Raw genomic sequence first — 26,183 nt, 5'->3', positions numbered from 1 at the left:
TTCTTCTTGCCGGTCAGAGTGTTATCACGCTTGTTCCGCCGTTTGTATATGCAAGGCGTACGTGAGTTATACGAATCGACGCAGTTACTGTGCTTCGGGGAGTTGACGCAGACCAGTGGCTTTGAACACGCCGGGCACTTTATGGCATGGTGCAAACAGCAACAATCCATGGAATGGGTGGTGTATGCCAAACCGCCGTTTGCAGGACCACAAGCGGTGCTGAAGTACCTGTCGCGTTATACGCATCGTGTAGCGATTGCGAATCGCCGACTCCAATCCATTGATGAAACACATGTCTCGTTCACCTATAAGGATTACCGGCGCAAAGGAAACAACATGCACCGGACGATGCAACTGACGTGTGACGAGTTCATGCGTCGATTTTTATTGCATGTCTTGCCAACCGGGTTTCATCGTATCCGGCATTATGGGTTACTGGCCAGTAAAGCCAAACTCAATATGGCCAGACAAGCCTTGCACGTAGCACCGCCACCAGAAATCAAAAATCCTGCCAATGAATCGAAGGCAGACTCAGCCCCCTTCGTGTGCAGGCAATGTCAATCACCGATGAAGGTGTCGGGGCTCAGGCTACCTGCATACTTACCAAGAGCGCCCCCTAAATAGGCGGGGTGCTTAAAGAGATAAAAAAAGCGCCTTTACTGGTGAGGATGATGCTTTACCTGAAACGCTATAAACCCCATGACAATGAATAGAACGAGACAACCGAGCTGAATAAAAACGTGAAAATCAGATGCCAATAGAAACAAAGCACCACTGGAAACACGTGATCTTGGCGATCATCCTCTACAGCAGACTCACATTCACCATCGAAATCCCCATAGCCAAACCACAGGGGTAACATCCCGCGGTTTCGTCCAACGAAGATTATCTGATATCTGCCCGAGAGTAGGACATCAAGGTGGATCTGAATGGAGGGCAGATAACTGATAATCTAAACAGTGTATGCACTTTAGTTGCTTGGTTCATGCATGGGCAAAAACTTGATCTTTGGGGTGCTGTTGGAATGGGGTTAATTGTAACTGGGGTTGTTGTGCTCAACTTGCTTTCAAAAGCCAGCGTGCATTAATTTGCAGCGCATCTAACATGCCAAGCAAGCGGGAAATTACACGCAGGCTCCCATCACTTCGTTCCGTGTTATAGCCTGCGTGTAATTGCCCCTTCTTGGGGTGTTGATGTCAGCTTTAGATAAATTACTAGCTCTGCGGTGAGCTTGGTGGGTTTTGCCGAAGCGTCCGCTTTTGACCAACAAAGGACTTTGTAATAAGGGGAATTTAAAAATTGCATGAAGCATGAAGCATGGAGCTTCGAAGTGAGAGCCTGCGGCCTGAAGCCGCAGGTATTTAAAGGTTATTCGACAGAGGTATTCGCGTCGAACACTTTCTCACCGGCCACCCAGGTTTGAATAACCTTGGTTTTCCAAATGTCCTGGGCCGGTACTTCAAAAATATCCTGATCGACCAGAATGAAATCGGCCCATTTGCCTGGTGTTAAGGTACCCAGGGCGTCTTCCATGTGGGCGGCGTAGGCTGCGTCCAGCGTGAAGCCCTTAAACGCTTGTTCTATGGTTAACGCCTGTTCCGGGTACCAGCCTGCCACAGGTTGATTGTTCCTGTCCTGACGGGTAACCGCTGCATGCAGGCCATAAAACGGATTGGCCAGTTCTACCGGAAAGTCTGAGCCCAGAGGTAATGGAATGCCGCTGTCGATTAACGTTTTCCAGGCGTAAGCGCCTTCCATACGCTCTTTGCCTAAGCGGTCTTCGGCCATGTTTTTATCACTGGTGGCGTGAGTAGGCTGCATGGAAGGTAATACCTTTAACTCGGCAAAACGCGATAAATCTTCTACTGCAATGACCTGAGCGTGCTCTACGCGGTTTCGCAGTTCCTGGCCTCCTGTTGAGCTGAAGGTACGCTCAAATTCATCCAATACCATTTGATTAGCGCGGTCGCCAATGGCGTGAAAGTTCAGCTGAAAGCCTGCGCCCAACACTTGTTGAAAGATCTTAGGAAAGTCTTCCGGTTGGGTGAGCAGTAAGCCGTGCTGGTGGGGCGCGTCGCTGTACGGTTTAATCAGTGCTGCGCCACGGCTGCCCAGCGCGCCGTCACCGTATGCTTTAACACTGCGGATAAACAGGAAGTCGTCGTTACTGCGAATAATGCCGGTATCCAGCATATCAGGCAGGGTAGGATCGGTTGCGCTTAACATAGCGTAAATGCGCACCGGCAGGTTTTGCTCGGCTGCCCGTGCCAGGTAAAAATCATATACGTGGTGGCCAATACCGGCGTCATGCATGGCGGTAATACCCACAGATAGTAAGTGCTCACCTGCTGCATTGAGCTGAGCCTGGTATAACTTGCTGCTTTGCTTTGGCATAACCTCAGCAACCAGGTCCATGGCGTTATCAATCAGTACGCCGGTGGCCTGGCCGTTTTCGTCACGAATAATCTGGCCGCCGGTGGGATCGGGTGTATCGTTGGTGATGCCTGCCAGTTCCAGTGCTTTAGTGTTTACCCAGGCAGCATGGCCATCTACCCGGGTTAACCAGACCGGCTTATTGCTGATAACATCATCAAGTACTTCTGCATTGGGAAAAGAGCGGTCGCTCCAGAGTTCCTGATTCCAGCCCCGGCCTTTAATCCATTCCTGGTCTGCATGGCCCATGGCATATTGCGCTACCCACTGCGCCGCTTCCTGCATAGTGCCACTTTCGCGCAGGTCGACTTCCAGCAGGTTACCGCCCAGGCCCAGTAAGTGTCCGTGAGCATCAATCAGGCCCGGCAATAGGACTTTGTCGTGGCCGTCCAGCTTAGTTGTGCCTGCCGGCACTTTGTTAGGATCCAGGCTGACTACCTTACCGTTATCATCAACCAGTAGGCGCTTAAACTGGATAAGTTTGCCTTGTTCGTTAAGGGTGTAACCTTTCACATTAGTGACCAGGGTAGCGGCACTCAGCGACAGGCTGATGCCGACAGAAAGGAGCAAGGTAGCAGAGAGGGTGAGCAATGATTTTTTATACATAGTGTTTTTCAGTTTGCTGTTATTCAATGATAGGGGGCTGTAATAAATAGTCGGTATCCCAGACCTTTGTCATGGTGGCTTTACTGATATTGCCACCAGAAAGGATAACCACAGCGGTTTGCCCTTTGGGCGAATTCACTGCCCACGCTGCAACGGCCGCCATACTCATGGCGCTGGTGGGCTCTACGTGTAATTTTAGCAGATGCTGCAACCACTGAGTCCAGTAGGCTATTTGCTGCTCGTTGACTTCGTAAAAGTCGTCGAGTTGTTGCAATATCGGGAAGGTCACATCACCTACCGAGGGCGTGGCAGCGCCATCTGCTAAGGTTGAAACCGGCCCGCTAAGGGATTCAATTACGCCAGACTGTAACGAACGTGCTGCATCGTTAACCAATAGCGGCTCGGCACCAATCACTTTGGCGTGGGGAGCCAGATGGCGGGTAGCCAACAAACTGCCGCTTAGCAGGCCGCCACCGCCACAGGGGGCGAATACGGCGTCTACGTGATCGGCATCCTGGATAGCTTCCAGAGTAGCGGTGCCCTGACCGGCCACAATTAACGGATGATTAAATGGCGGGATCCACACTACACCTTCTTGTTTGGCAGCCTGTTTTACAGCTTCATCGGCTTCCGGGCGAGTGGCGTACAGGCGCAGCTCTGCGCCATAATCCTCGGTCGCCGCCGCTTTTACCTCAGAGATGTTTTTCGTAGAAAAAATTGTTACCGGTATACCCGCTTGCGAGGCGGCATAGGCCACAGCCTGTGCATGGTTGCCGGAGCTATTGGCTACGATATGGCGGGGAATATTGCCCTGCTCCTGCAAACTGGCGATAAAGTTAGTGGCGCCGCGCAGCTTGAATGCACCGGTAGTTTGCAGGCATTCGGTTTTAAATAAAATGCGCTGTCCCAGCCATTGATTCAGGCGGGTAGACTCCAGTAACGGTGTGCGACTGACTTTGCCAATCAGGCGCAGAGAGGCCTGGTGGATATCGTCAAAGGTCACCGTATTGTTAGTATCTGTCAAAATCGTTTCCTTTTATCAACGCATCCTGCGCTGTTACCGGCGGCTGTATACTAGTCGCTCGCGGTTCTTATATTAGCCTTAATATTTAAAGGCTTCAGTTTGCAAGGAAGCCTGTGAGGCTATAGTAGCTTAAACTATCCGGGAGGTAACTGTAATGTCAAATGGATAGTCCAGCCTGCCTGTATTTGGGATGAATCGCAGATTAAACCGCTGATTTGAGGCGATGTATAACAACAGATGCGAAGTGAGTCTCACTTTCACAGCAAAGGTAGCGTGATATGCGCACAGCAAACAATTTATACCCTGTTACAAGTTTGCCGGCTAAGGGACTTTGTAAAACTTGTATTCTGACATCAAGTTAGCGATAGTTTAGCTTGTAATTAAACATTATCGGAGGATTTATGGGCTTACTTGACGCACTCATGGGCAATGCCAGTGAAGTAGATGTAGCTGAGGTTCAGGAAGAGCTGGCACCTATATTGGGCGACAGTGAAAGGGTGGTAAGTGCTTACAAACTGGTGAGGGATTTAATAGTCTTTACCAGTAACCGGTTTATGTTTATCGACAAGCAGGGCATGACCGGTCGTAAAGTGGATTACCACTCCATTCCCTATAAAGCGATCACTCAGTTTAAGGTAGAAACTGCTGGTCATTTCGACCTCGACGCTGAACTTAAAATCTTTGTGTCAGGGCAATCCACACCGCTTGAATTTGAACTGAAATCTGAGACCGCCCAGGGCGTGCAAAAATCCCTCGCTAACGCAATGTTCTAAAACGCTAAAGCGTTTTAGAACCCCGGAATTGCATCGCAATATCCGGGGTCGCCCCTACCATTTAGTTTAAAAATTCCCTGACAGCGTTTTAAATCCCGGAGGCGCACAGCGCCATCCGGGATCGCCCTTACCAAGTCGTTTAAATTACCTGTCAGCGTTTTAGAACCCCGGAATTCTGCAAAAAGCTTATGCTTTTTGGCAGTCCCGGAAACGCTTCGCGTTGTCCGGGAGCCCCTCAACAGGTTGGCGTTTTAGATATAACCTTTCAGTCCAGGTCTGATTAACCTTTCGGGATCGCTGCTACCAAGTTGTTTAAATTAGTACTTCAGCTAAGCAACGTGCGCTGAAAAAACTGCACAGCTTGCTGGTACATCTGTAACGCCAGTGCGCCATCATAACGCTCTCCTTCATCGCGCATAAAGGCGTGTACGGCGTTCACTTCCTGCCACTGGTAATTAAGGCCGCTGGCTACGCATTGCTGATAAATTTTCAAACGCCCTTCGGCCGGCACGTGGGGATCTTGTTTACCCCACACAAAATACACTTCGCCCTGAATGTCGGCCATGCGGTTGAAGCTTTGGTCTGCGTCGCTGGCTGGCAGGGTGTCGCTGTGGATGTCTGTGGCATACAGGCAATACGCGCTGGCCACAGCCGGATTAATTGCTGCCCGGTACGCCAGGTGGCCACCAAGGCAAACGCCCATGGCTCCAACGGCGCCGGTGCAGTAGGGCGCGGCTTTACAGAGCTCAATAATAGCGTCGAGGTCTGAGTCGTAACTGGTTAACGGCTTTTGCCATTTGTCGTTATTACCTTTGTCTTTGCCCTCATCATCATAGCCAAGTACCGTACCAATGGGATTCAGCTCGTGGAAGACTTCCGGCACAATAACCACAAACCCGTGGCTTGCCATTATCGCCGCAGAGCGAGCGATGGGCGCGGTGTGCTGAAATATTTCAGAGTAAAAAACGATAGCCGGATAGCGTTGTTCACTGGCCGGGCGATAAATATAGTTGCGCATGGTGCCGGTGGCTGTGGCCAGGTCTTCGCTGTGCTGAATAATTTGCATGGTATTTTCCGATTATGTCTGATTAGGTGTTGTAAAGGTTGTCAGTCAACAAACCACAATAATTCAGCCAGGCTGTGCAGATGAACACTGGGCAGCACACTTACGTCTTCATGACGTAAGTCCATGGGCCGGTTTACCGCAATCCAGGCGGTTTGTAAGCCCGCCCGGTGTGCGCCGAGCACGTCTTTTTCGAGGTTGTCGCCCACATGGAGAATGTCCTGCGGCGCAAGATCTAAGGTTTGTGCGGCTTCATCAAACATATGGCGGTGGGGTTTGCTGGGTCTGCCCAGACTGGCGTGATAGGTAGCAGTGAAAAACTCATTAATACCTATTTGTACCGTGTCCACATTGCCATTGGTAATGGCGATTAACGGGACTTTTGCGGCCAGTGCGGCCAGTACCTGCCTGACTTCATCAGTCACAGCAAAGTCGCTGCGGGCATGATAAAAATAGTCAAATAACGATTGTGCCGCCTGGTGTCGCTGGTCATCGTCTAACTTCTCTGCAGCCAGTCCGTGATACAGGGTTTCGTAGCGTAATCGGCCCATGTCCGACGCTAATCCCTGGTTGCCTTTAATCAGGTCCCGCTTAATAGCAGCCCATTGTGCGGCGGGTAGTGCGGCGGCGGCCGGATAAAGCTCGGCAATCCGATCATTAAGGGCCTGAGTAGCGCCTGCAATAATAGGTTCGTTATCGTACAAGGTGTCGTCTAAATCAAAGGTCATGGCCTTAACCGGCGAAACCGGGCGGTAACATTGCATCAAAAATTCCTGACTGGCTGTTTAATCTTTCTTCTTACGGGCGCGAGGGTGGGCTGTATCATACACTTTGGCTAAATGTTGGAAATCCAGATGCGTGTACACCTGAGTAGTCGACAGATTAGCGTGGCCTAATAACTCCTGAACTGCGCGTAAATCACTGCTCGACTCCAACACATGGGTAGCAAAAGAGTGGCGCAATTTGTGCGGGTTAATGCGTTGGTTAAGGGTTTGCCGCCGCGCCATTTCCGTGAGGCGGTTGCCTACCTGACGATTGGATATCCGTCGCTTCTGACGGCTGATAAACACTGCATCATCGAGACCCGCGCCCCAATGACTGCGAATGGCCAGCCAGCGCTGCAGAGCCTTCCAGGCTTTACGGCCAATGGGCAGCAGGCGTTGCTTGTTGCCTTTACCTGTTACGCGTAACTGACGGTCGCTGGTAATGTGCTTAAGCTCCAGTGAAGTAAGCTCGCTGAGGCGTAAACCACATCCGTACATGAGTTCAAACATGGCTTGGTCGCGGATAACGATCTCTTCATCATCCGACTCATTCAGCAAGGCAGACATATCGTCCACCGACATCTGTTTGGGCAGGGGTTTCTCTGCCTTGGGGGCGGAAATGCCTTCTACCGGGTCGATGTCGATAATCTGGTGGCGCAACAGGTATTTACAAAACGTGCGCAGTGCAGATAAGCGTAGTGCAGTGCTGCGAGCGCCGAGGTTTTGTTTGCGGGCAATGGCGACGGCTTTTTTTACCGCTGCCTGGTCCAGTTGCTGCCAGCTCGTCAGCTCAAGACTCAGCGCAATTTGTTCAAGCTGTCGGGCGTAATTTTTAATGGTGTGATCAGACAGGCCGCGTTCGTATCGCAGGTAATCAATAAACTTGTTCAGCCAGTGTTCGCAGTCCGGCGCCAGCGATGCAGGAGTGTCGGCTGCCGATGCACTCATCAGTAACGCAGTTTCTCGGGCAGAACAACATTAAGGACTTCGCGTAGCTGGTTAAGCAGCAGGGTGTCCATATCAGGGGTAAAGTGGTCGGCACTGCGACTGCCAACAGCCAGCACGCCTAAATTGCGGTTCTCTCCAAGCAGGATCAAAGCGACGGATTCAGCTACTTCGTTGCCAAACATCAGCTGTTTTTCGTGCTGGCTGAGGCGGCCAAAGAAGTACGGCCCCTGCTTAAAGCGTTTTTCCATGAACAGCCGTTGCTGTAATTCCGGCAGTGCATTGGCGCCTTTAAACAGCTTGAGCTCCACACTTGCCAATCCCAGTTCGTCCTGCAGGGTTTCCTGCAGTTTAAGGAGCATTTCGCCTACATCCTTGCAGGTTAACAGACGCAGATTTAAATCGGCGTAGGCGCGGTAAATTTTTTCGTTTTGCTTGGCAATGCTAATCAACTGACTGAGTTTATAGTTGAGCAGGCGCACTTTTTTGCGCAGCTGCTCACTTTGCAATTCTACCAGTGACACGCTGCCTTTTTGCAGGTGGGGGATTTGCAGCGCTTCTAAAATACTCGGATGCTGAATAAAAAAATCAGGGTTCTCGACCAGGTACTGGCTCACTTGTTCGGCAGTCAACTCGCCTACCTCAGGAAAGTCGGTATCAAACTGCAGTGTTGTATTGGCCTGACCTGATAGTTCATTCATATATTTATTGTTCCGTCGTATACATGCTCAGCCGGTCCGGTCATTTTTAATGGGCTTCCTGGCCCTTGCCAGCGGATGCGTAAGCGCCCGCCAGGTAAATCCACCCGAACGTCTTTCCCTAATTTACCTTGTATTTGTCCTATTGCAACTGCTGCGCATGCACCGCTGCCACATGCCAGGGTTTCTCCGGCACCACGTTCAAACACTCTGAGGCGAATATGTTCGGCCGACAATACCTGCATAAAGCCCACGTTAACCCCTTCAGGGAAGCGTTCGTGGCGCTCAAGTTGCGGACCGATTGTTTCCACATCGGCACTTTCGGTGTTGTCTACTTCCAGCACGCAATGAGGATTACCCATGGAGACCGCACCACAAAAATGGGTGTTATCGTCGGCACGAATAATATAGGTTTTTTCTTCTTTGTTGGCCTTTAACGGAATCTCTGCCGGGGTAAAGTTTGGTACCCCCATGTTTACCGTTACCTGACCATCCTTTTCTAGATACAGGATCATCTTGCCGGCTTTGGTGCTCACCAGAATCTTATTGCGGTTGATTAAACCTTTGAGCTTTACAAAGCGGGCAAAGCAACGTGCGCCATTACCGCACTGCGACACTTCTGAGCCGTCGGCATTAAAAATACGGTAATGAAAATCCTGGTCCGGATCGTATGGCGGCTCAACCATCAGGAGCTGATCGAAACCAATACCAAAATTGCGGTCGGCAAGCTGCTGGATTTTTTCCGGAGAGAAAAAAACATTTTGGGTCACATTATCAATAACCATGAAGTCATTGCCGAGACCGTGCATTTTAGAAAAGTTCACCAGCATCCTGGGCCTGTTTATTTAAGTGTTGCTGACTATTTTTTTAGGTGCCCGGTGTTGTTATGGCAGAGAAGGTGATGCAGTGTTCATCACAGTAACCCAACTAACAACAACGGGTTTTAGCGCAACAGGACTTATAAGAATAGCTCTAGTTTACGTAACTTTATGCTCACCTTTCCAGAGATCTTTTAGATTTTCTCTTTCTCTGACCACGTGAACATCGCTTTTATCTACCAGCAACTCTGCCGGGCGGCAGCGCGTATTGTAGTTAGAAGCCATTACAAACCCGTAAGCTCCGGCGCTACGTACCGCCAGCAGGTCGCCCGGGGCAATCGCCAGTTCGCGGTCTTTACCAATAAAATCACCGGTTTCGCAAATCGGGCCAACCACATCATACACATGGGGTTTGTGAGCCGGGTTTTCATCTACCGGAATAATCGACATCCAGGCCGAGTAGAGTGACGGGCGAATGAGGTCATTCATGGCCGCATCCACAATGGCGAAACTCTTTTCCTCGCCTTCTTTTACAAACTCTACCTTGGTGAGCATGATCCCGGCGTTAGCGGCAATAGCTCGCCCCGGCTCCATGATCAACGTTAAGTGCTCGCGACCGACCATTTTTGCCGCAATAGCTTTAGCGTACTCTTTCGGGTGCGGCGGTGTTTCATCTTTATAGGTAACACCCAGACCACCACCAACGTCGAGGTGGCTGATTTCAATACCCTTGGCCGACAGTTCATCCACAAGTTCCAGTAAGCGGTCCAGTGCATCCACAAAAGGGCCTGTTTCGGTAAGCTGTGAACCAATATGGCAGTCCATACCTACCACGTTGAGGTGTTCCAGGCTGGCAGCCAGGCTATAAACCTCTACGGCACGCTCACGGGCAATGCCAAATTTATTGGCCTTTAAACCGGTAGAAATGTACGGGTGAGTTTTAGCATCCACATCCGGGTTAATCCGCAGCGATATCGGCGCTTTTTTGCCAAGTTTGCTTGCAACGTCGTTAATACGGTGCAGTTCCGGTTCAGACTCTACGTTAAAACAGTGAATACCCTGTTGCAGCGCAAATTCAATCTCTTCAGGGGTTTTACCCACGCCAGAGAACACCACTTTACTCATGTCGCCACCGGCTTCAATGACCCGGGCCAGTTCGCCGCCTGAGACGATATCGAAGCCAGAACCCAGTTTAGCCAGTACGCTTAGCACACCAATATTGGAGTTGGCTTTTACCGCGTAGCAAATCAGGTGGGGGTGATCGCCCAGCGCATCGTTAAAGGCGTGCCAGTGACGCTCGAGGGTGGCACGTGAATACACGTATAACGGGGTGCCGTACTGGGCGGCCAGCACCTTTACGTCAATGTCTTCAGCGTGCAGCGATTGGTTTTTGTAACTGAAGTAGTCCACTAGCGAGAATCTCCGGATGCATCAGGAGTCGAGTCGTCAGCAGGTTCACTATCACTGGCCGGCGGTTGCTCCGGTAAATATAAGGCGCCGCGGTATCCACAGGCCGAAATACTCAGTAACAACACCAGTAATAATGCAACACGTTTTGCCACGCACTCACTCCCCAAATAAAAAGTGCCGATATCATCGCAGAGGGAGATTAAAATGCAAGTGACATCAAACGTTCACGGGTCTTTGGACCAAAATTTACCTGTTTCCACAGTGCTTCGCACAGCGGTTTGGTGTTGTGCCAGTCGCCGGCCACAATCCAGTCGAGCATAGGGGTTGGATCGTCGGGGAACTGCAACCCTTCACTGGCCGGCTCCAGTAACCACTCTTCCACGGTATCCGTATCGAGTTGGTAAAGGGGCTGACAGAGGCCCAGTGACATCAGGGTTTTGAGGTTAGAGAGTTGTTCAAACTGGCCGTTCAGGGGTTTTACCAGCAGTTTCTTTTTCAGTTGCAGTGATTCACTGGCCAGTTCAAAACCGCCGTTGCTGATCACACCGGAGCAATGTTGCAGAGCATGGCGGAAGCCCGGCTTAGAAGGCGGGTGCCATTCGATGTGCCCTTGCGTGTGTTGCTGTTTCACCTTGGGGTGAAAGCACACAAAGTGTTGCTCGGTGAGCGGCTCCAGCAGCAACTGAATATCGTCGAGCTCTTCAAAAGGCAGGTATACCAGCGTGTGGCTGTTAGCCGGGTGCGGCGCCGGTTTATCTGTAATAAATGGCGGTACTATGGGTTTTTCAAAGTGAAACCAGTGCACGCCTAACTGAATGTCAGTGGGGGCAAAACTGCGCATAATAAGCTTATCAGTAAAATGCTCGCTGGCGCGGGGAATATCGTGACTGAAAGCGGCCTGATGACTCACCGATATCGAAGTTAACCCCTGACGCCGGGCGGCCCAGGCTGTGACGGGTTCAAAGTCGTTCAGCAACAGGTCGTAACCGCTCACATCAAGTTGCCGGATATCCCGGTATAGTTGCAATGGTTTGGCGTTTTTCAGCGTTTCCCACTGACTAACCTGCCCCTTGCGGGTGGCAAAAGTCAGGCCGCTGAACGTGCGGTACTCACCAAAGCATTCCATGTCGAAATAGTCATCCGCCGCGCGACCAGAAAAAACAAAATCCACTTCAATGTCATCACGTTCAGCCATGGCCGCGGCCATAATGCGGGCACGGGCAATGTGACCGTTGCCGGTACCTTGTACGCCGTAGAGTATTTTCATGTTAAACCAGAATAGTCAGACTCAGTTGGGCAATGGTGAGGCCCAGTAAGGCACCAGCAATTACGTCTGTAGGGTAGTGCACGCCCAGCAATATGCGCGACAAGCCAATCAGGCTCGCCCAGGTGTAGGCAAGCAGTGCGAAAGAAGGGTAGTAAAACGCGATGATGGTAGCCATTAACCAGGCCGCAGCGGTATGACCGGATGGCAGGCTGAATTTATCAGACGGCGTTACATGAGCGGTCAGGTTTGCCAGAAAGTCGCACGGACGAGGGCGTTTAAAGGCCTTTTTTAATACCACATATATTGGTAGTTCCAGGCCATACGCCATTAGCGCGGTGTAGAGAAAAATCTCACCGTGCTCAGGCTCGAACCACATCAGCAGCATGCCAATAACAAAATACAGGTAACCATCACCGGTGCGTGACAACCAGACAATAGCCCGGCAGTCGCGGTGCTTGGTCAGATCGTACAACCAGTGAAAGATTGCAGTATCGTATTTGGTTAAATTTTTCAGGCCCATCCCACGCGGCTCCTTTTCATCAACGCTATCAGGTTAAAAAGTGTTCGTGAAACACAAGTGACAGTTTTGCTAAAGGTTTATGACAGCGGCTGGCAACGGCAGGAGGGTAGAGCGAAATCAAACTTTTTGTGAGTAAAATCAATTTCTGCGCTAGGCGTTATCACTGTTAGAGTGCTATGCTAAAATCCGAAAACCTAGCTTACCAACAGGGTACAAACATGGACTATAACACTTCTGAGTTATGTGATTTATTCGCCGATAACGTGGATGTGGTCGATCCCATTTTCACCAGTTATGGCGGTCGATATTCCTTTGGTGGAGAAATTACCACCGTGAAGTGTTTTGAAGACAGGGAATTAATCGACCGGGTTCTCACCGAACCGGGCGATGGCAAGGTGCTATTGATCGACGGTGGTGGTTCGCTGCGCCGCGCGTTGTTTGATGCTGAATCTGCGCAACTGGCCGTCGAAAATAACTGGGAAGGCGTAGTGTGCTACGGCTGTGTACGCGAAGTCGACAGCCTGTCTGACTTTGACCTGGGTATTTTGGCGGTTAATTCTATTCCGGTGAATGCCGACAGCCAGGGCACCGGGGATATTGATGTGCCGGTTAATTTTGGTGGGGTTACCTTCCTGCCGGAAGACCATCTGTATGCCGACAGCACAGGCGTTATACTCTCACCTGAGCCGCTCGATATTGATTAAGCCGGTGGCCGTTGCCACCGCAATCTGCCGAACTGCCTTACAGGTACTCTCCACGTTCGGCTTGAAAAACGTCATTCTATAGAGCTGAAAAAGACAACATCCTGGGTGAATTCAGCTCGCTCACCCAGCCATCCGTTTCGGGCAAAAATCTTCACCTTTAGTATACTGTGGGTATCAATATAAATATAAATACCTAAATTCCGTTTGTATTGCGATAACATACGGTTCACGGACGATGTCTCAGAACTGTACAGGGAGCTGTAAATGACTAACGGTGGCTATAACGCGCCACCAAAACCATGTTGAAAACAAAAACAAAATAACAAGGTTTACAGTGAGTAAGTTTGAACACCCTGACAACAACTAGACTCTGCAAGTTAAGCAGCTTATCGAAGAGGTTTATCCAAAGGATGAACGGCTGGATTCGGTGTACAGTGATGCGAGACAATATATTGCAGAGGCCAGCGCGCAGCAGTCCGAACTTGCGGAGTTACAGAAACAGCTCACCTGTGCAGAACAGCAGAAAAAAGGTCAGACAAAAGCCGAGCAACTGGCTAAGAAGGGCACACTTAACGCTGAGTTAGCTAACGCATTTGTGCAGATTGTGGGGTAGTTCCCCCTTGGTTTTGGCGTGGCCTATATTCCGCGCAATGAAAAGGGTATCGACCGCGAACAGTACGAATGCGCTATCGTTACGCGCTTGACCCCGCCCCATCCTGCCGAACCGGTAGGGCGTCCGGTAACCAGAAACCTCTCTTACATTAGCTCCGGTAGCGACGAGGTGATCAAAAGTCCAGCAATCTGTTTTTCCCGGCTAATCGCAAAAAGCTAATGCGCATAGGTCGCGAACGTCTGATAGAAATTATGGGTCAGTTATCGGGCAGCTTTACCCCTGAGGCGGTCGACGATTTGATCCCCGCCTACTGGGAACCGGCAGATTATTTTTCGTTTAAGAAAAATCAAAACCTGTGGAATAAAGTCCGCTAGGTCGATTAGTCGGCCGCTCGTTTCTTTTTATCTGATGGCCAGGTTCGCCTGGCTACTCCTCTGTTTTACCCTTAAATTTCTTTACCAGCGCTTCGCTGTGTGCAACTGATTAATGACAGTAATTATTGATCTTAATCAAAGTTCGATCTAAACTTTCAGAAATTACTGAAACTCTAGAAGATGAAAATGAACATGTCACCGCTGGTCACTTCTGCTGTTATGCATTTTGGGGAAATGGGCAATCGCTGGGGATTTAACCGCACAGTTGGTCAAATTCTCGCGCTCATCGTATTACATGAAGAGCCATTGTCTGCGCAGGAAATTGCTGACGCGTTAAGTATCTCAAGAGGGAACACCAGTATGGGCCTTAAAGAGCTGCAATCATGGCAGCTTATTAAGCAACATCACGTACCAGGTGAACGGAAGGAGTTTTTCGTTCCGGCTGGCACTATCTGGGTGCTGGCTAACCGTGTGTTCGAGGAGCGCCGTAAGCGGGAGATCGACCCAACCATGTCGCTGCTGCGCGATTTGATGATGGACACACCAAGCGGTGAAAAAGACATTGCCGTTCAGGCCCGCTTAAATGAAATACACGATCTACTCGAGTCGGTGACAGCCTGGTCTCAGGAGTTACAGAACCTGGGCCCGGAAAAGCTCGACACCTTAATGAAACTCGGCGCCGGGGTTGGCCGCATTCTGGAGCTTAAAGACAAGCTCCTGCCAGCCAAATCTAACTAACCAGGAGCCCATTGTGGATGCATTGTTACTGTCCAGGCTACAGTTTGCCCTGAACATCAGTTTTCATATTCTCTTCCCTACCATCACTATCGCGCTGGGATGGTTCTTATTTTATTTTAAACTTCGCTCAAACCTGAGTGGGCATCCGGTATGGATGCGGATTTACCGTTTCTGGGTACGGGTATTTGCCCTCACCTTCGCATTAGGCGTTGTGTCGGGCGTTACCATGTCTTTTCAGTTCGGCACTAACTGGCCTGGTTTTATGGAAAAAGCCGGTAATATTGCTGGCCCGCTGCTGGGCTATGAAGTGCTTACCGCCTTTTTCCTGGAAGCTACCTTTCTGGGCATCATGCTGTTTGGTATGCGCCGGGTGCCTAACTGGTTACACACGCTGGCAACCTTTGTAGTGGCCGCAGGTACCACGTTATCAGCGTTCTGGATCCTGTCACTCAACAGCTGGTTGCATACTCCTCAGGGTCACGAAGTGATAGACGGGGTAATCTACGCTAAAGACTGGTCGGCTATCATCTTTAATCCTTCTTTCCCTTATCGGTTCAGCCATATGTTGCTGGCTTCCGGGCTCACTGCCAGCTTTTTAATTGCGGGATTATCAGCTTATCGTCTGCTTATTGGCGATAACAAAATTGCCCCGAAGCTGGCTCTTAAAACGGCCACCTATACCGCGGCGGTACTAATTCCGTTACAAATTCTGGCTGGCGATATGCACGGCTTGAACACCCTTGATCATCAGCCGCAAAAAGTGGCAGCCATGGAAGGGGTTTGGGAAACCGAGCAAGGTGCGCCGTTGCTGTTATTTGCTATTCCGGACGAACAGGAACGAACGAATCATGCCGAGCTTGCCATTCCAAATCTGGCCAGTTTCATTCTTACCCATGAACTGGATGGTGAAATTAAAGGTTTAAATGAATTTCGCGGTGAGCATCCGCCTGTAGCGCCGGTGTTTTACTCCTTCAGGGTAATGGTAGGTATGGGCATACTCATGCTGTTTGCTGCCTGGGCGGGTTCTTATTATTTGTTCCGCCGGGGTGAATTGCCCGACTGGTTAGGCAAGCTGTTTATCGCTATGAGCTTTAGTGGCTGGGTTGCAACCCTGGCTGGCTGGTATGTCACCGAAGTAGGCCGTCAGCCCTACCTGGTAAGCGGTGTTTTGCGTACCGCTGATGCTGTTACCGGTTTACCACCGCAGAATATCGGCTTGTCATTTGCCCTTTACGCGGTGATCTACGCTGTGCTTATGGTGGCTTATATCCGCACGTTGACCTTGATGTGCCGGAAGTCTGTGGGGATAGAAGAGATCAGCAAGGGAGACGCTGACGAAAGACATACCAATAAACTCGATATTGCCAGCGGTAACGCATAGGAGCCAGACATGCCATTTGAATCACTCTCTGTTACCGCGCTGGGCAATATCTACCTGGGACTGTTGGCGCTCGCGGTATTGTTATACGCCATACTCGACGGCTACGACCTGGGCGTAGGGGTATTATTTCCGCCTCATAACGAACAGTTTAAAGACGATATGATAGCCTCCATCGGCCCGTACTGGGATGCCAATGAAACCTGGTTAGTACTGGCGGTGGGCATTTTACTGATTGCTTTTCCCGAGGCTCACAGCCAGATTCTGCAAACACTGTATTTGCCGGCCACCTTTATGTTGCTGGGGCTTATTCTGCGTGGCGTCTCTTTTGATTTTCGCGCTAAAGTACCCCATAACAAAAAGCCCAAGTGGGATACCTGCTTTAAATACGGCTCAATACTTACCACATTATCCCAGGGCTACATGCTGGGTATCTGGGTTACCGGATTGCGCACCGATATCTATGCCCAGGGCTTTGCGTTACTGGCCGCTTTTGGGGTAACCGCCGCCTATGCATTTATTGGTGCCTGCTGGTTGATCCTCAAATCCGAAGGAGACTTACAGGCCAAAGCCTTTTACTGGGCTAAGCGCTGCCTGTTGGTGCTGGCCAGCGGCATCCTGGCCGTGAGCCTGCTTAACCTTACCCTGCATGATGAAGTGCGGGTGCTGTGGCTGGAAAGCCCGGTGGGTTGGGTGTTAATGACGATCCCGCTAACCTGCTTTGCGCTGTTGTTGTTATGCAGTGTGGTACTGAAAAAACTCCCCGAAGCCGGCGGTAAAGGGGAATGGTTACCCTTTGCCATTGCCTTGCTGATTTTTGGCTTATGCTTCGCTGCGTTTGGTATTAGTTATTACCCTTACGTGGTACCAGGAAAGCTGGCGTTTATGGATGTGCTCAGCGATGGCAACTCATTGCGTTTTCTGCTGGTGGGGGCGGTTGTGGTAGTGCCCTGTATTTTAGCTTATACGGTGCTGGTGTATCGCATTTTTGCCGGCAAATCGGAAAAGCTGTCTTATTATTAGGCGCTGTTATATTCGGGCTGGTATTTACCGCCGGCTCTCTTCTCAAATAAGAATGGCTTTACTGGGAAAGGGTTACTTGAGAAGAAGGCCGGTGTGATAACCGCTAAACCGGATTATTCTGGTAACTAACCGTTTTCAGATGATTCGTATACCTCTGATTTTAATTAAATGGTAAAGTTGCCGACTATTCCTTTTTTAACTGATTCAGATGTTGATTTGGTTAGAAAAAACAACACGACAGAAGATAATAATTGCCAGGGAGGCAACTATGCACTTATCTAAACTCGCGGCAGTCATCGTCGCAACCATTTCTTTTTCAGGGTTAACTGCATGCGGCGGCGGCTCCAACTCTTCGGGTCCTGCACCCACGCCAACACCTACTCCAACCGGGCCATCATGGCAACCAGGCGTATTTGCCTCAGCATCGTCGCTGGAGGCGAAGTGCGAATCGCCACGAACCGGTATTGATCCTTTCACCGGCCAGCAGTACCCGGATGAGGCGGGCAGTAGTCTGGAGGAAAAGCTGTGGCTTCGTAGCTGGACCAATGAGACCTACCTTTGGTACGACGAAGTGGATGATAACAATCCGGCCAATTATTCAGTATTAGGATATTTTGACCAGTTAAAAACGACTGCGACCACGCCAAGCGGTACCCCAAAAGACAATTTTCATTTTTATCAACCTACCGATGAGTACAACGAACTGACGCAAAGTGGTGTTTCATCAGGTTATGGATTTGACTGGGAGTTTGTGCGAAATACCTCGCCAAGAGAGTTAGTAGTCAGATTTGCCGAACCCGGCTCGCCTGCTGATCTGGCTGGCATCCCGCGGGGCGCGTCAGTAAAGCGGGTTAATGGCATCGATTTTGTTAATACCAACAGCAGCACCGATATCGATGCCCTGAATGATGCCCTGTTCCCTGCCGATAATGGCACTACTACCAGTTTTGTGTTTGAACTCGTTAATGGTGATGAACTGGCGGTGGATGTGACCTCAGCCGACGTTCAGGTATCGCCGGTGCAGCATGTTCAGGTATTAGACACGCCCGCTGGCAGAACGGGCTATTTTCAGTTCAATACCTTTATCCGAACCGCCCAGTATGATCTGATTGACGCTTTTGATGGATTCATCGATGAAAACGTCACCGAACTGGTTATCGACCTGCGTTATAATGGCGGCGGCTTATTGTCTCTGGCATCTCAGCTGTCTTACATGGTGGCGGGTCCTGCCCAGACCAACAATGCTTATTTTGAAACCCTGCAATTCAATGATAAATCGCCAAACAGGGATCCGGTTACCGGCAATGTTATTCAGCCCACACCCTTTTACAGCAATGAAATAGACTACAACGCCGGCCGTTTACTCAGTGCGGTGCTACCGAGCCTGTCATTAACCCGGGTATTCGTATTGACCACCGGTTCGTCTTGCTCGGCGAGTGAGTCAGTTATCAATGCGCTGCGTGGGATCGACGTAGAAGTTGTGCAGATAGGTTCAACCACTTGCGGCAAGCCTTATGGCTATTATCCGACGGATAACTGCGGAACTACCTATTTCTCCATTCAGTTTCAGGGCATAAATTATAAAGGATTTGGCGATTATGCCGACGGCTTCATTCCTACCGAGACACCTAACTATGGCTATGAAGTGCCTGGCTGTGCAGTAGACGATGACTTTAGCCATCCGCTGGGCGATCCTGCTGAAGGCATGCTCTCGACGGCACTGGCATACGCTGAAACCGGGTCCTGTCCTCAGCCCGTCAATCCGGCACCGGTGTCACCTGATGCGGTTAACGCGCAGAGTTCGGAGTCTTCACTGGCTATTGAAAATCCACTCACTCTCAAAGAACGCCTCATTCTGCAAAACAAAATCAATGAGCCCATTGTGACGGAGCAAGAGTAATGCAAAAGCGAATGCTAACCGGGCTTTGGGCCTGCGCGTCACTGGTAGTTGCCAGTGGCTGCGCGCAAACGAGTGATACCGAGCTTTATCCTGCCACTGTAGTTGCCCTGACTAATCAGCAGAAAGTGCAGATAGAGAGGGTTATCAGTGATTGGTTTGGTGGAACCAAAGTTACTCTGGCTGACGATGTGTTTACGAACTCTTCGTTAGTAACCATCGAGCGACGGGGGCATGTGGATAGTCAGGGGAGACTGGTTGAAGGTCGTCATAACAATCAGGCTTATTCGTTCACCTTATATAAAAAAGGGACACAGTGCCTGCTGAGTAATGATGGAACGGGTCAAAAGATTGCGCTTGATAATCTTGAGTGTGAGGCCGCTGAGTAATCATAAGACGCTCAGAAAACCATTAATATGGGTTCTGAGCGTCTATGGTTTTATTTGGCAAACACTTCGTTCAGATAGTGTGCAATGCGGATGCCGGCCTGCTGCAGGCGACGTTTGGCAGTGGGGATGTGATCGTAAAGATAATCATAAGCCATGCGGTTGGCATCTTCAGGGTAGATGGTGTCACGGATTTTCGTGCTCTCGGTGATCCACACTTCTGGATCTGTTGAGTGCCAGGCTTCTATATCTTGCGCCGTGATCTTTTTGTCGAGCCAGTCGGTCCACTCAGTATAAGACAGCTCTTTTTGACCAATCATTTGTGAATCCCATACACGATGCAGGTTAGAATCCTGCCAGAAGAACCTTACTTTAACGTCGTTACCACCACGATTGGTGCCGTTGCCAGCATGAAGCGGCTGATGCAGGTCGCCGATGATATGCACAATAAAGCGCAGTGCCAGCTGTTTGTCTGTTTTAGACGCCTTGCTATCTTCAAGCGTGGCGCGGAATTGATTTAATGCGGTGACCGCATCGCCTTCTTCTGGTGCTTCGACTTCGTGGTAGTGCTTGTCTTCGGGAACAGTAACGTAATGCCAGGGTGAGGCAGTCTTCTGCCAGAACTCCGAAGGGTTCGACTTCATATCATCAGGATAGGTGGAGGCTTCCGCGAGCGATTCGAGTGGCAGCAGCGCTTCTATTTGCTGTTTGGCTTCTGCAGAAAGGTGACGCTCGGCAATGGCTCCGGTTACGCGGTGGCCGGTTTGGCCCCAGCCAAAAGCGGGTAGGCTTAGAACTGATGAAGCTAAGAGAAGCAGTGCAACAGGGGCGTTTTTAGCGCGTGTTATCATTTTAATTTTCCTTTGCAAATATAAATCCGTCGGGTTACTTATTTTGATAGCCCCAGCGTTCCATCAATGTCTGGTCTACGCCGATATGGTCGAGTACACGTGCTACGACAAAATCAATTAAATCACTGATTTGTTGGGGCTGATGGTAAAAGCCGGGTGAGGCGGGCATGATAGTAGCGCCCATTTGTGACAGTTTGAGCATGTTCTCCAGATGAATGCTCGATAGCGGCATTTCCCGGGTTACCAGAATTAGCTGCCCGCGCTCTTTTAGTACGACATCCGCAGCACGCTCAATCAGGTTGTCACAAGCGCCTACCACGATGGACGACAACGTACCGGTAGAGCAGGGGCAAACGACCATTTGCTTTGGAGCCGCGGAGCCGGATGCAACCGGTGAAAACCACTCTTCTTTACCGCATACCCGGATCTGCCCGGGATTGGCGTTAAAGCGTTCTGTAAAAAATGCGCTGGCTGCCTCGGGTTGAGCCGGGATCTTCATGTCTTCCTCGGTGGCAAACACCACTTTTGCAGCGGAAGATATCAGTACAAAAACGTCATACTGAGCCACAACCAGTTGCTCCAGTAAGCGAAGTGCATAGGGCGCACCTGATGCGCCGGTGATTGCCAGGGTGATGGTTTTTTTCATGGTAACTCTCAGGCTTTACCCGCTAATACATCCAATAGCTTGTTATGGATCCCACCAAAACCGCCATTACTCATGATTAATACATGATCGCCGGGCTGGAGCATAGTGGCTAACTGATGAATGATAGCATCTACGCTACGAAAGACCTGCGTAGGCGTGCGACTGTGCTTGGCCAGCTGTGCCATAGACCAGCCCAGGTTATCCGGTTCAAACAGTAAGACCTCGTCGGCTTCCTGCCAGGAATCGACCAGCACATCCTTATGAATACCCATTTTCATTGTGTTGGAGCGGGGTTCCAGTACCCCTATGATGCGGGCATCGCCGACTTTCTTACGCAGACCATCCAGGGTCGTTTTAATGGCGGTAGGATGATGGGCAAAGTCGTCGTAAACGGTGATATCTTTCACGCAGCCGCGCACTTCCATGCGCCGCTTAACATTCACAAATTCGCTCAATGCGGCAATGGCTTCCGGCAGTGTTACACCGGCATGATGGGCCGCCGCTATGGCCATCAGGGCATTATCAACGTTGTGCTGACCCAGCAGCGACCAGTTAACCGTGCCAACCTGCTCGTCCTGATAAAACACATTAAACGCTGAACCGTCTGCATTAATCAGCTCGGCATGCCAGTGGCGACCAAGATATTGCTGTTCACTCCAGCAGCCTTTGTCGAGTACGGCGGCAAGGTTGTCATCACTGTCGGGCGAAAGTACCAGGCCGGTGGCGGGTACAGTGCGTACTAAATGGTGAAACTGTGTTTGAATAGCAGCTAAATCGGCGAAAATGTCTGCATGATCGAACTCAAGATTGTTCATTACCAGAGTGCGTGGGCGATAATGAACAAACTTCGAACGCTTATCAAAGAATGCGCTGTCGTATTCATCTGCCTCAATCACAAAGAACGGGCTTTTGCCCACCCGGGCGGAGATACCGAAGTTTTGCGGAATTCCCCCAATTAAAAAGCCCGGTTCAAGCCCGGCGTATTCGAGTATCCAGGCCACCATGGAAGACGTGGTGGTTTTACCATGGGTGCCGGAAAGTCCGATTACCCAACGGTCGGTGAGAAGGTTATCCAGCAGCCATTGCGGGCCACTGGTATAAGGCAGGTTGCGGTCAAGCACGTATTCTACGGCCGGGTTGCCACGCGACATGGCGTTGCCGATGATCACCATGTCCGGTACCGGTTCAAACTGAGCCGGGTCATAGCCTTCGGTAAGGGTAATCCCGAGCGCCTCAAGCTGGGTGCTCATTGGCGGATAAACATTGCGGTCTGAGCCTGTGACAGTGTGTCCCAGCGATTTGGCAATTGCAGCGATACCGCCCATAAAACTGCCACAAATTCCCAAAATGTGTACGTGCATTAACTTTCCTGCGCTAATTTCATATCCGAACACTTTACCAGATGCGCACGGTGTTGCCTAAACATCTGATTTCCTTTCAGGGGTGAGTCAGTTTACAATCTAACCAGAGCATCATGCTCAAGGTTCAATTGCTGCCACGCGGCAACGGAGAGAACCAGCATTATCGACCCGTATAGTGCGACAATACCCTACATAGAAAAAAAGGCTTACATAAACCATGAAAAGACTTAATTCACAAATGCAACAAGATGGCGCTCCGCTTGAACTCATTTTGCTGATCCGTACACTGTTGGCGGGCTGTAAAGAGATTTCGTTTCGGGTGAGTCAGGGCGCTTTGGCGGGCGTTTTGGGTTCCACTCTGAGTGAAAACGTTCAGGGCGAAACGCAAAAAAAACTGGATGTGATTTCAAATCAAATTCTTAAGGATATTCTTAAGGAGTCGGGTTATGTAAAAGCGATTTCCTCAGAAGAGGAAGATGACGTGGTGCCCTGTCACCCGGATGGTAAATACCTGGTAAGCTTCGACCCGCTGGATGGCTCCTCAAACACCGAAATTAACAGCCTGATCGGCACCATCTTCTCCATTGCCCATGCGCCACAATGGATGGAGCCGGATGATCCTGCTGCGTTCCTGCAGCCTGGCAGTCAAATGGTGGCGGCCGGGTATGTACTGTATGGTCCGTCGACCATGCTGGCAATGACTACCGGTAAAGGCACGCATATCTACACGCTCGATAAAACCCACGGTGGTTTTCTGTTAACTCACCCGAATATTCAGGTGCCGGAGCAAACCGCCGAGTTCTCTATTAACGCTTCTAACCAGCGCCACTGGGAGCAGCCTATTCAAAACTACGTGGCAGATTTGCTGGCTGGTACCGAAGGACCGCGTGAGAAAAACTACAACATGCGCTGGGTAGCCGCCATGGTGGGCGATATTCACCGCCTGTTATGTCGTGGTGGTATTTTTATGTATCCGTACGATAAGCGCGACCCGGGCAAGCCAGGTAAACTGCGCCTGTTGTACGAAGCCAACCCCATGGCATTTCTGATGGAGCAGGCCGGCGGTCTGGCCTCAACCGGTGAAGGGCGTATCATGGAGGTGATGCCGGAGGAAATTCATCAGCGCGTACCGGTTATTATCGGTTCTAAGGACGAAGTTGAGGCCTGTCTGAGCTATTACGACTAATTGGTTAGGCAAAATAAATCCTAAGTATGCCCGATACGTCGGGCAACAGGTTTTTATTTTTTTCGGTTAGCCTTATACTTGACGCAATTTTACTATTAACGAAAGGACAATCCCGTATGAGCTTAAACGCCGTACCAGCAGGCAAGAAACTGCCTGACGAAGTGAACGTAATTATCGAAATCCCAGCGCACGCTGATCCGGTAAAGTACGAAGTAGACAAAGACACTGGTGCTATTTTCGTAGACCGCTTCATGGCCACCTGCATGCACTACCCAACTAACTACGGTTATGTAAACAACACCCTGTCTGAAGACGGTGACCCGGTTGACGTGCTGGTTATCACGCCTTTCCCTCTGCTGGCAGGTTCTGTGATTAAGTGTCGCCCTATCGGCGTATTAAACATGACTGACGAATCAGGTAAAGACGCAAAGGTACTGGCTGTGCCAATCGACAAGCTGTCTACCCTGTATCGCAAAGTGTTTGAAACCTCAGACGTAGAACCTCTGTTGCTTAAGCAAATTGAGCACTTCTTCGAGCATTACAAAGATCTGGAAGAGGGCAAGTGGGTGAAAATTGACGGTTGGGCCGATGCCGCTGCCGCTAAAGCTGAAATCGTATCGAGCGTTGAGCGTTACGAAGCTGAAAAGTAAGCACCACGCTTATTGATGAAGGGCTCGATTCGTCGGGCCTTTTTTATTTGGAGAACCTATGTTGCGATTGATACTACAACGTGCAGCTTCGCTGCTGTGCTGCCTGATACTCGTTTCTGGTATGGTAAATGCCCGTGAAGTCAAAGAAGTGTACTGGGAAGACCTGGTGCCGCCTGATTTCAATGAACTGGCACCGCAACAGGCTACCGATCACAACAACAAGATGGCTCAGTTACAACCCGATGCGCCGGTAGTGGATATTTACAACGGCGAACGGGTAAGAGTTCCGGGATTTATTGTGCCGTTAGAAGGCACGGCTGAACTGACTACCGAATTTTTGCTGGTGCCGTTTTTTGGTGCCTGTATCCATGTGCCGCCACCACCTTCCAATCAGATAGTGCATGTTAAAATGAATGAAGGGGTGCCGGTAGAGAACCTCTACGATGCGGTGTGGGTAGAAGGTATCTTCTCCACCACGCGATATAGCAGCGATTTGGCCGCGGCCGGCTACAGTATGCAGGGCGAAGCCGTTCATCCGTATTAGGTGATAAAAGCGCTCGATTTGTATAAAAAACGTGCTAATGTGAAAGTCTGTCTCTTTGCATTAAGCACCTTATGAAAAATCCCATTACCTGGTTCGAAGTTTATGTTGATGACATGCTTCGGGCCTCAGCGTTTTATAGCTCGGTGTTTGCCATCGAATTTACCGATTTACTGGATCCAACGGATCCATCTGATAGCGCATTGCAAATGAAGGCCTTTCCATCTGATATGGAAAGCCATGGTGCGTCAGGAGCGTTGGTTTGCGTTGATGGCATGCCGGCTGGTCAGAACAGCGTACTGGTTTACTTTTCCTGTGAAGACTGCGAAGTGGAAGAGTCGCGCATTGAGCCTGCTGGTGGCACCATAGTGCGGCCTAAGTTTTCGATTGGCGATTATGGCTTTATCACACTGGCAAAAGACACCGAAGGGAATATGTTTGGCTTACATTCATTAAGCTGAGCAGCTTTTGGTTAGGGGGAGTAGTTGCGCTAACTTCAGCCGAATGCCAGCCACAGTCCAACGCCCGCCATTAACGTACCCGCAATACGGTTCATGATGCGCACGTTGCCGCTGTGCATCAGCAATGTGCGCAAGGTTCTGCCGCCAGAGGCATAAATCAGCAGACAGCCAAATTCCAGGGTAAGAATGATGGCAATCAGGCTGACTAACTGTGTGGCCAACGGCTGGACCGGATCTAAAAAAGGCGGCAGCAAGGCCACAAAAAATGCCCAGCCTTTGGGGTTGGCAATAGCGGTAATGAAGCCCTGTGCGATCAATTGAGCCCGAGTGGCTCCCGGGCCATCCTCTTGGTGCTTCAGGGCCATCCTGCCTTTGGAAAGCCACATCTGAATACCCAGATAGAGCAGGTAGAGTCCGCCAACGTATTTAAACAGAGTGAATACGTCAGGATAGTTGAACAGCAGCGCCGCTACGCCCACCGCAGAAAGAGTAGCTACCAGGCCAACGCCGGAGAGTTCGCCGAGCATCATCCACAGTGCCCGTTTTACGCCAATACTCATGCCCAGTGTCATGGCCAGCGTCATACACATTCCCGGTGTCACAGACACAAAGAAAAAAGTGGGTACAAACACAGACAGCAATGCCCAGCTCATGGAAGACTTCCGGTTCAATAATTCGAGGCGGGAAATTGCCAGAAAAGTCATTGGCTGGCAACCTTTCTGTTGTGGCAATTATAATTTGATAAGGCTATGTTCGGATTAACTGTTGTTGAATCGAAAAGAGCCTGTTTTCGTTAAGGTTTTCTGGATTATCCATAAACCTGAACCAACCCAGGTAGTGTTCCAAGTATTTTGTGGCTACTCCGTGAAACCGTTTTATCCACGCTTTCAGACGGCTGTGATAGGCGTTAACATTTTGAATGTGAAAGACTTTATCTATCACCTTAATTCCTCCTGCCACATCTAAGCGCTTGTGTATTAAATCATTTTTCTCAGAAAGAGCTATGTAGGGCTTATAGCCATCACTACACAACACACTGTCTTTCTCTAATTT

The 26,183-nt window shown here is 50.2% G+C and carries 30 protein-coding genes and 1 pseudogene; 15 read left to right on the top strand and 16 right to left on the bottom strand.

What is annotated here, in order from left to right; genetic code table 11:
* Both C6Y40_RS11085 and C6Y40_RS11080 read left to right on the top strand, forming a co-directional pair.
* A partial coding sequence (locus C6Y40_RS11085) for an IS91 family transposase (protein ID WP_170308460.1) occupies positions 1 to 624 on the top strand: 624 nt, incomplete at its 5' end.
* 349 nt (positions 625 to 973) lie between these two features.
* Positions 974 to 1,087 (top strand): annotated as a pseudogene (locus C6Y40_RS11080) (QacE family quaternary ammonium compound efflux SMR transporter); the annotation flags it as partial.
* Positions 1,088 to 1,368: 281 nt separating this feature from the next.
* Here the strand turns inward: C6Y40_RS11080 and C6Y40_RS11075 are convergent.
* Together C6Y40_RS11075 and C6Y40_RS11070 are read right to left on the bottom strand one after the other, a co-directional pair.
* Entirely contained in the window at positions 1,369 to 3,039 is a 1,671-nt protein-coding gene (locus tag C6Y40_RS11075) for an amidohydrolase (RefSeq protein WP_105934645.1), read from the bottom strand.
* A 19-nt stretch (positions 3,040 to 3,058) separates the two neighbouring features.
* On the bottom strand, positions 3,059 to 4,063 hold the full coding sequence (locus C6Y40_RS11070) for a serine/threonine dehydratase (RefSeq protein WP_240621921.1): 1,005 nt from the start codon (positions 4,061 to 4,063) through the stop codon (positions 3,059 to 3,061).
* Positions 4,064 to 4,464: 401 nt separating this feature from the next.
* On the opposite strand from C6Y40_RS11070, the gene C6Y40_RS11065 reads away from it, so the two are divergent.
* Positions 4,465 to 4,836 (top strand): PH domain-containing protein, encoded by a 372-nt coding sequence (locus tag C6Y40_RS11065; protein WP_105934643.1) that lies wholly within the window; start codon positions 4,465 to 4,467, stop codon positions 4,834 to 4,836.
* Positions 4,837 to 5,161: 325 nt separating this feature from the next.
* Here C6Y40_RS11065 and C6Y40_RS11060 read toward each other — a convergent pair whose 3' ends face one another.
* The 9 genes from C6Y40_RS11060 to C6Y40_RS11025 form a co-directional block, all read right to left on the bottom strand.
* The gene (locus C6Y40_RS11060) at positions 5,162 to 5,902 is read right to left on the bottom strand and encodes a dienelactone hydrolase family protein (RefSeq protein WP_105934642.1); all 741 of its coding nucleotides are present in this window, start codon (positions 5,900 to 5,902) and stop codon (positions 5,162 to 5,164) included.
* A 41-nt stretch (positions 5,903 to 5,943) separates the two neighbouring features.
* Positions 5,944 to 6,663: an HAD-IA family hydrolase gene (locus tag C6Y40_RS11055; protein ID WP_105934641.1), complete on the bottom strand. Its 720-nt coding sequence runs from the start codon at positions 6,661 to 6,663 to the stop codon at positions 5,944 to 5,946.
* Positions 6,664 to 6,684: 21 nt separating this feature from the next.
* A complete protein-coding gene (xerC, locus tag C6Y40_RS11050; protein ID WP_105934640.1) occupies positions 6,685 to 7,611 on the bottom strand; it encodes a tyrosine recombinase XerC in 927 nt (308 codons plus the stop codon).
* Positions 7,611 to 8,309: a DUF484 family protein gene (locus C6Y40_RS11045; protein WP_105934639.1), complete on the bottom strand. Its 699-nt coding sequence runs from the start codon at positions 8,307 to 8,309 to the stop codon at positions 7,611 to 7,613. Before C6Y40_RS11045 ends, xerC begins: the two co-directional genes overlap by 1 nt.
* Entirely contained in the window at positions 8,306 to 9,136 is an 831-nt protein-coding gene (gene dapF, locus C6Y40_RS11040) for a diaminopimelate epimerase (protein ID WP_105934638.1), read from the bottom strand. Before dapF ends, C6Y40_RS11045 begins: the two co-directional genes overlap by 4 nt.
* A 147-nt stretch (positions 9,137 to 9,283) precedes the next feature.
* A complete protein-coding gene (lysA, locus tag C6Y40_RS11035) occupies positions 9,284 to 10,534 on the bottom strand; it encodes a diaminopimelate decarboxylase (protein ID WP_105934637.1) in 1,251 nt (416 codons plus the stop codon).
* Positions 10,534 to 10,686 carry an LPS translocon maturation chaperone LptM gene (gene lptM / locus C6Y40_RS24605; protein WP_146129547.1) on the bottom strand — a complete coding sequence of 51 codons (153 nt, stop codon included), beginning with the start codon at positions 10,684 to 10,686 and terminating at the stop codon, positions 10,534 to 10,536. Before lptM ends, lysA begins: the two co-directional genes overlap by 1 nt.
* 47 nt (positions 10,687 to 10,733) lie before the next feature.
* The gene (locus tag C6Y40_RS11030; protein WP_105934636.1) at positions 10,734 to 11,801 is read right to left on the bottom strand and encodes an MJ1255/VC2487 family glycosyltransferase; all 1,068 of its coding nucleotides are present in this window, start codon (positions 11,799 to 11,801) and stop codon (positions 10,734 to 10,736) included.
* Position 11,802: 1 nt separating this feature from the next.
* Positions 11,803 to 12,321 carry a phosphatase PAP2 family protein gene (locus C6Y40_RS11025; RefSeq protein WP_105934635.1) on the bottom strand — a complete coding sequence of 173 codons (519 nt, stop codon included), beginning with the start codon at positions 12,319 to 12,321 and terminating at the stop codon, positions 11,803 to 11,805.
* Positions 12,322 to 12,539: 218 nt separating this feature from the next.
* Between C6Y40_RS11025 and rraA the strand changes: the two genes are divergently transcribed.
* From rraA to C6Y40_RS10990, 8 genes are all read left to right on the top strand, one after another.
* Positions 12,540 to 13,025 (top strand): ribonuclease E activity regulator RraA, encoded by a 486-nt coding sequence (rraA, locus tag C6Y40_RS11020; RefSeq protein WP_105934634.1) that lies wholly within the window; start codon positions 12,540 to 12,542, stop codon positions 13,023 to 13,025.
* A 427-nt stretch (positions 13,026 to 13,452) separates the two neighbouring features.
* Positions 13,453 to 13,638: a hypothetical protein gene (locus tag C6Y40_RS11015; RefSeq protein ID WP_105934633.1), complete on the top strand. Its 186-nt coding sequence runs from the start codon at positions 13,453 to 13,455 to the stop codon at positions 13,636 to 13,638.
* A gap of 218 nt (positions 13,639 to 13,856) precedes the next feature.
* Positions 13,857 to 14,012, top strand: coding sequence for a hypothetical protein (locus C6Y40_RS24740; protein ID WP_170308461.1), 156 nt, complete (start codon positions 13,857 to 13,859; stop codon positions 14,010 to 14,012).
* Positions 14,013 to 14,198: 186 nt separating this feature from the next.
* A complete protein-coding gene (locus tag C6Y40_RS11010; RefSeq protein WP_105934632.1) occupies positions 14,199 to 14,750 on the top strand; it encodes a GbsR/MarR family transcriptional regulator in 552 nt (183 codons plus the stop codon).
* A gap of 13 nt (positions 14,751 to 14,763) precedes the next feature.
* On the top strand, positions 14,764 to 16,131 hold the full coding sequence (locus C6Y40_RS11005; protein ID WP_105934631.1) for a cytochrome ubiquinol oxidase subunit I: 1,368 nt from the start codon (positions 14,764 to 14,766) through the stop codon (positions 16,129 to 16,131).
* Between the two features lie 9 nt (positions 16,132 to 16,140).
* A complete protein-coding gene (locus C6Y40_RS11000; RefSeq protein WP_105934630.1) occupies positions 16,141 to 17,151 on the top strand; it encodes a cytochrome d ubiquinol oxidase subunit II in 1,011 nt (336 codons plus the stop codon).
* 268 nt (positions 17,152 to 17,419) lie between these two features.
* The gene (locus C6Y40_RS10995) at positions 17,420 to 19,051 is read left to right on the top strand and encodes a S41 family peptidase (protein WP_105934629.1); all 1,632 of its coding nucleotides are present in this window, start codon (positions 17,420 to 17,422) and stop codon (positions 19,049 to 19,051) included.
* On the top strand, positions 19,051 to 19,437 hold the full coding sequence (locus tag C6Y40_RS10990) for a hypothetical protein (protein ID WP_105934628.1): 387 nt from the start codon (positions 19,051 to 19,053) through the stop codon (positions 19,435 to 19,437). The genes C6Y40_RS10995 and C6Y40_RS10990 overlap by 1 nt, the downstream gene beginning before the upstream one ends.
* Positions 19,438 to 19,487: 50 nt before the next feature.
* Here the strand turns inward: C6Y40_RS10990 and C6Y40_RS10985 are convergent, their stop codons facing one another.
* Genes C6Y40_RS10985 through mpl form a run of 3 tightly spaced genes read right to left on the bottom strand, consistent with a single transcriptional unit; the run spans position 19,488 to position 22,292 of the window.
* The gene (locus C6Y40_RS10985; protein WP_105934627.1) at positions 19,488 to 20,285 is read right to left on the bottom strand and encodes a S1/P1 nuclease; all 798 of its coding nucleotides are present in this window, start codon (positions 20,283 to 20,285) and stop codon (positions 19,488 to 19,490) included.
* A gap of 34 nt (positions 20,286 to 20,319) precedes the next feature.
* Positions 20,320 to 20,931 carry a flavin prenyltransferase UbiX gene (locus C6Y40_RS10980; RefSeq protein WP_105934626.1) on the bottom strand — a complete coding sequence of 204 codons (612 nt, stop codon included), beginning with the start codon at positions 20,929 to 20,931 and terminating at the stop codon, positions 20,320 to 20,322.
* An 8-nt stretch (positions 20,932 to 20,939) separates the two neighbouring features.
* Positions 20,940 to 22,292, bottom strand: a complete 1,353-nt coding sequence (gene mpl / locus C6Y40_RS10975; protein ID WP_105934625.1) for a UDP-N-acetylmuramate:L-alanyl-gamma-D-glutamyl-meso-diaminopimelate ligase — start codon at positions 22,290 to 22,292, stop codon at positions 20,940 to 20,942.
* A 217-nt stretch (positions 22,293 to 22,509) separates the two neighbouring features.
* Between mpl and C6Y40_RS10970 the strand changes: the two genes are divergently transcribed.
* The 4 genes from C6Y40_RS10970 (at position 22,510) to C6Y40_RS10955 (ending at position 25,130) form a co-directional block, all read left to right on the top strand.
* Positions 22,510 to 23,478, top strand: a complete 969-nt coding sequence (locus C6Y40_RS10970; RefSeq protein ID WP_105934624.1) for a class 1 fructose-bisphosphatase — start codon at positions 22,510 to 22,512, stop codon at positions 23,476 to 23,478.
* Positions 23,479 to 23,594: 116 nt separating this feature from the next.
* Positions 23,595 to 24,128 carry an inorganic diphosphatase gene (gene ppa, locus C6Y40_RS10965; protein WP_105934623.1) on the top strand — a complete coding sequence of 178 codons (534 nt, stop codon included), beginning with the start codon at positions 23,595 to 23,597 and terminating at the stop codon, positions 24,126 to 24,128.
* 58 nt (positions 24,129 to 24,186) lie between these two features.
* Complete coding sequence (locus C6Y40_RS10960; protein ID WP_105934622.1) at positions 24,187 to 24,672, top strand: DUF3299 domain-containing protein; 486 nt, start codon at positions 24,187 to 24,189, stop codon at positions 24,670 to 24,672.
* A 71-nt stretch (positions 24,673 to 24,743) separates the two neighbouring features.
* Positions 24,744 to 25,130, top strand: coding sequence for a VOC family protein (locus tag C6Y40_RS10955; protein WP_105934621.1), 387 nt, complete (start codon positions 24,744 to 24,746; stop codon positions 25,128 to 25,130).
* Positions 25,131 to 25,165: 35 nt separating this feature from the next.
* Here C6Y40_RS10955 and C6Y40_RS10950 read toward each other — a convergent pair whose 3' ends face one another.
* The gene (locus C6Y40_RS10950; RefSeq protein ID WP_240621920.1) at positions 25,166 to 25,834 is read right to left on the bottom strand and encodes a LysE family translocator; all 669 of its coding nucleotides are present in this window, start codon (positions 25,832 to 25,834) and stop codon (positions 25,166 to 25,168) included.
* 43 nt (positions 25,835 to 25,877) lie between these two features.
* On the bottom strand, positions 25,878 to 26,183 hold a 306-nt coding region (locus C6Y40_RS10945), incomplete at its 5' end, for an IS1595 family transposase (RefSeq protein WP_146129497.1).

Source organism: Marisediminitalea alba, from assembly GCF_002993365.1.
Lineage (GTDB): Bacteria > Pseudomonadota > Gammaproteobacteria > Enterobacterales > Alteromonadaceae > Alteromonas > Alteromonas alba.
The sequence above is the reverse complement of the archived record's forward strand: the minus strand, read 5'-3'. Positions and strand labels throughout refer to the sequence as shown.

Excerpts from the sequence above, each read along its gene's own strand:
- C6Y40_RS11075 (WP_105934645.1), bottom strand. The coding sequence starts at position 3,039 with ATGTATAAAAAATCATTGCTCACCCTCTCTGCTACCTTGCTCCTTTCT.
- C6Y40_RS11065 (WP_105934643.1), top strand. The coding sequence starts at position 4,465 with ATGGGCTTACTTGACGCACTCATGGGCAATGCCAGTGAAGTAGATGTA.
- C6Y40_RS11060 (WP_105934642.1), bottom strand. The coding sequence starts at position 5,902 with ATGCAAATTATTCAGCACAGCGAAGACCTGGCCACAGCCACCGGCACC.
- C6Y40_RS11055 (WP_105934641.1), bottom strand. The coding sequence starts at position 6,663 with ATGCAATGTTACCGCCCGGTTTCGCCGGTTAAGGCCATGACCTTTGAT.
- xerC (WP_105934640.1), bottom strand. The coding sequence starts at position 7,611 with ATGAGTGCATCGGCAGCCGACACTCCTGCATCGCTGGCGCCGGACTGC.
- C6Y40_RS11045 (WP_105934639.1), bottom strand. The coding sequence starts at position 8,309 with ATGAATGAACTATCAGGTCAGGCCAATACAACACTGCAGTTTGATACC.
- dapF (WP_105934638.1), bottom strand. The coding sequence starts at position 9,136 with ATGCTGGTGAACTTTTCTAAAATGCACGGTCTCGGCAATGACTTCATG.
- C6Y40_RS11030 (WP_105934636.1), bottom strand. The coding sequence starts at position 11,801 with ATGAAAATACTCTACGGCGTACAAGGTACCGGCAACGGTCACATTGCC.
- C6Y40_RS11025 (WP_105934635.1), bottom strand. The coding sequence starts at position 12,321 with ATGGGCCTGAAAAATTTAACCAAATACGATACTGCAATCTTTCACTGG.
- rraA (WP_105934634.1), top strand. The coding sequence starts at position 12,540 with ATGGACTATAACACTTCTGAGTTATGTGATTTATTCGCCGATAACGTG.
- C6Y40_RS24740 (WP_170308461.1), top strand. The coding sequence starts at position 13,857 with ATGCGCATAGGTCGCGAACGTCTGATAGAAATTATGGGTCAGTTATCG.
- C6Y40_RS11010 (WP_105934632.1), top strand. The coding sequence starts at position 14,199 with ATGAACATGTCACCGCTGGTCACTTCTGCTGTTATGCATTTTGGGGAA.
- C6Y40_RS11000 (WP_105934630.1), top strand. The coding sequence starts at position 16,141 with ATGCCATTTGAATCACTCTCTGTTACCGCGCTGGGCAATATCTACCTG.
- C6Y40_RS10995 (WP_105934629.1), top strand. The coding sequence starts at position 17,420 with ATGCACTTATCTAAACTCGCGGCAGTCATCGTCGCAACCATTTCTTTT.
- C6Y40_RS10990 (WP_105934628.1), top strand. The coding sequence starts at position 19,051 with ATGCAAAAGCGAATGCTAACCGGGCTTTGGGCCTGCGCGTCACTGGTA.
- C6Y40_RS10985 (WP_105934627.1), bottom strand. The coding sequence starts at position 20,285 with ATGATAACACGCGCTAAAAACGCCCCTGTTGCACTGCTTCTCTTAGCT.
- C6Y40_RS10980 (WP_105934626.1), bottom strand. The coding sequence starts at position 20,931 with ATGAAAAAAACCATCACCCTGGCAATCACCGGCGCATCAGGTGCGCCC.
- mpl (WP_105934625.1), bottom strand. The coding sequence starts at position 22,292 with ATGCACGTACACATTTTGGGAATTTGTGGCAGTTTTATGGGCGGTATC.
- C6Y40_RS10970 (WP_105934624.1), top strand. The coding sequence starts at position 22,510 with ATGAAAAGACTTAATTCACAAATGCAACAAGATGGCGCTCCGCTTGAA.
- ppa (WP_105934623.1), top strand. The coding sequence starts at position 23,595 with ATGAGCTTAAACGCCGTACCAGCAGGCAAGAAACTGCCTGACGAAGTG.
- C6Y40_RS10960 (WP_105934622.1), top strand. The coding sequence starts at position 24,187 with ATGTTGCGATTGATACTACAACGTGCAGCTTCGCTGCTGTGCTGCCTG.
- C6Y40_RS10955 (WP_105934621.1), top strand. The coding sequence starts at position 24,744 with ATGAAAAATCCCATTACCTGGTTCGAAGTTTATGTTGATGACATGCTT.
- C6Y40_RS10950 (WP_240621920.1), bottom strand. The coding sequence starts at position 25,834 with ATGACTTTTCTGGCAATTTCCCGCCTCGAATTATTGAACCGGAAGTCT.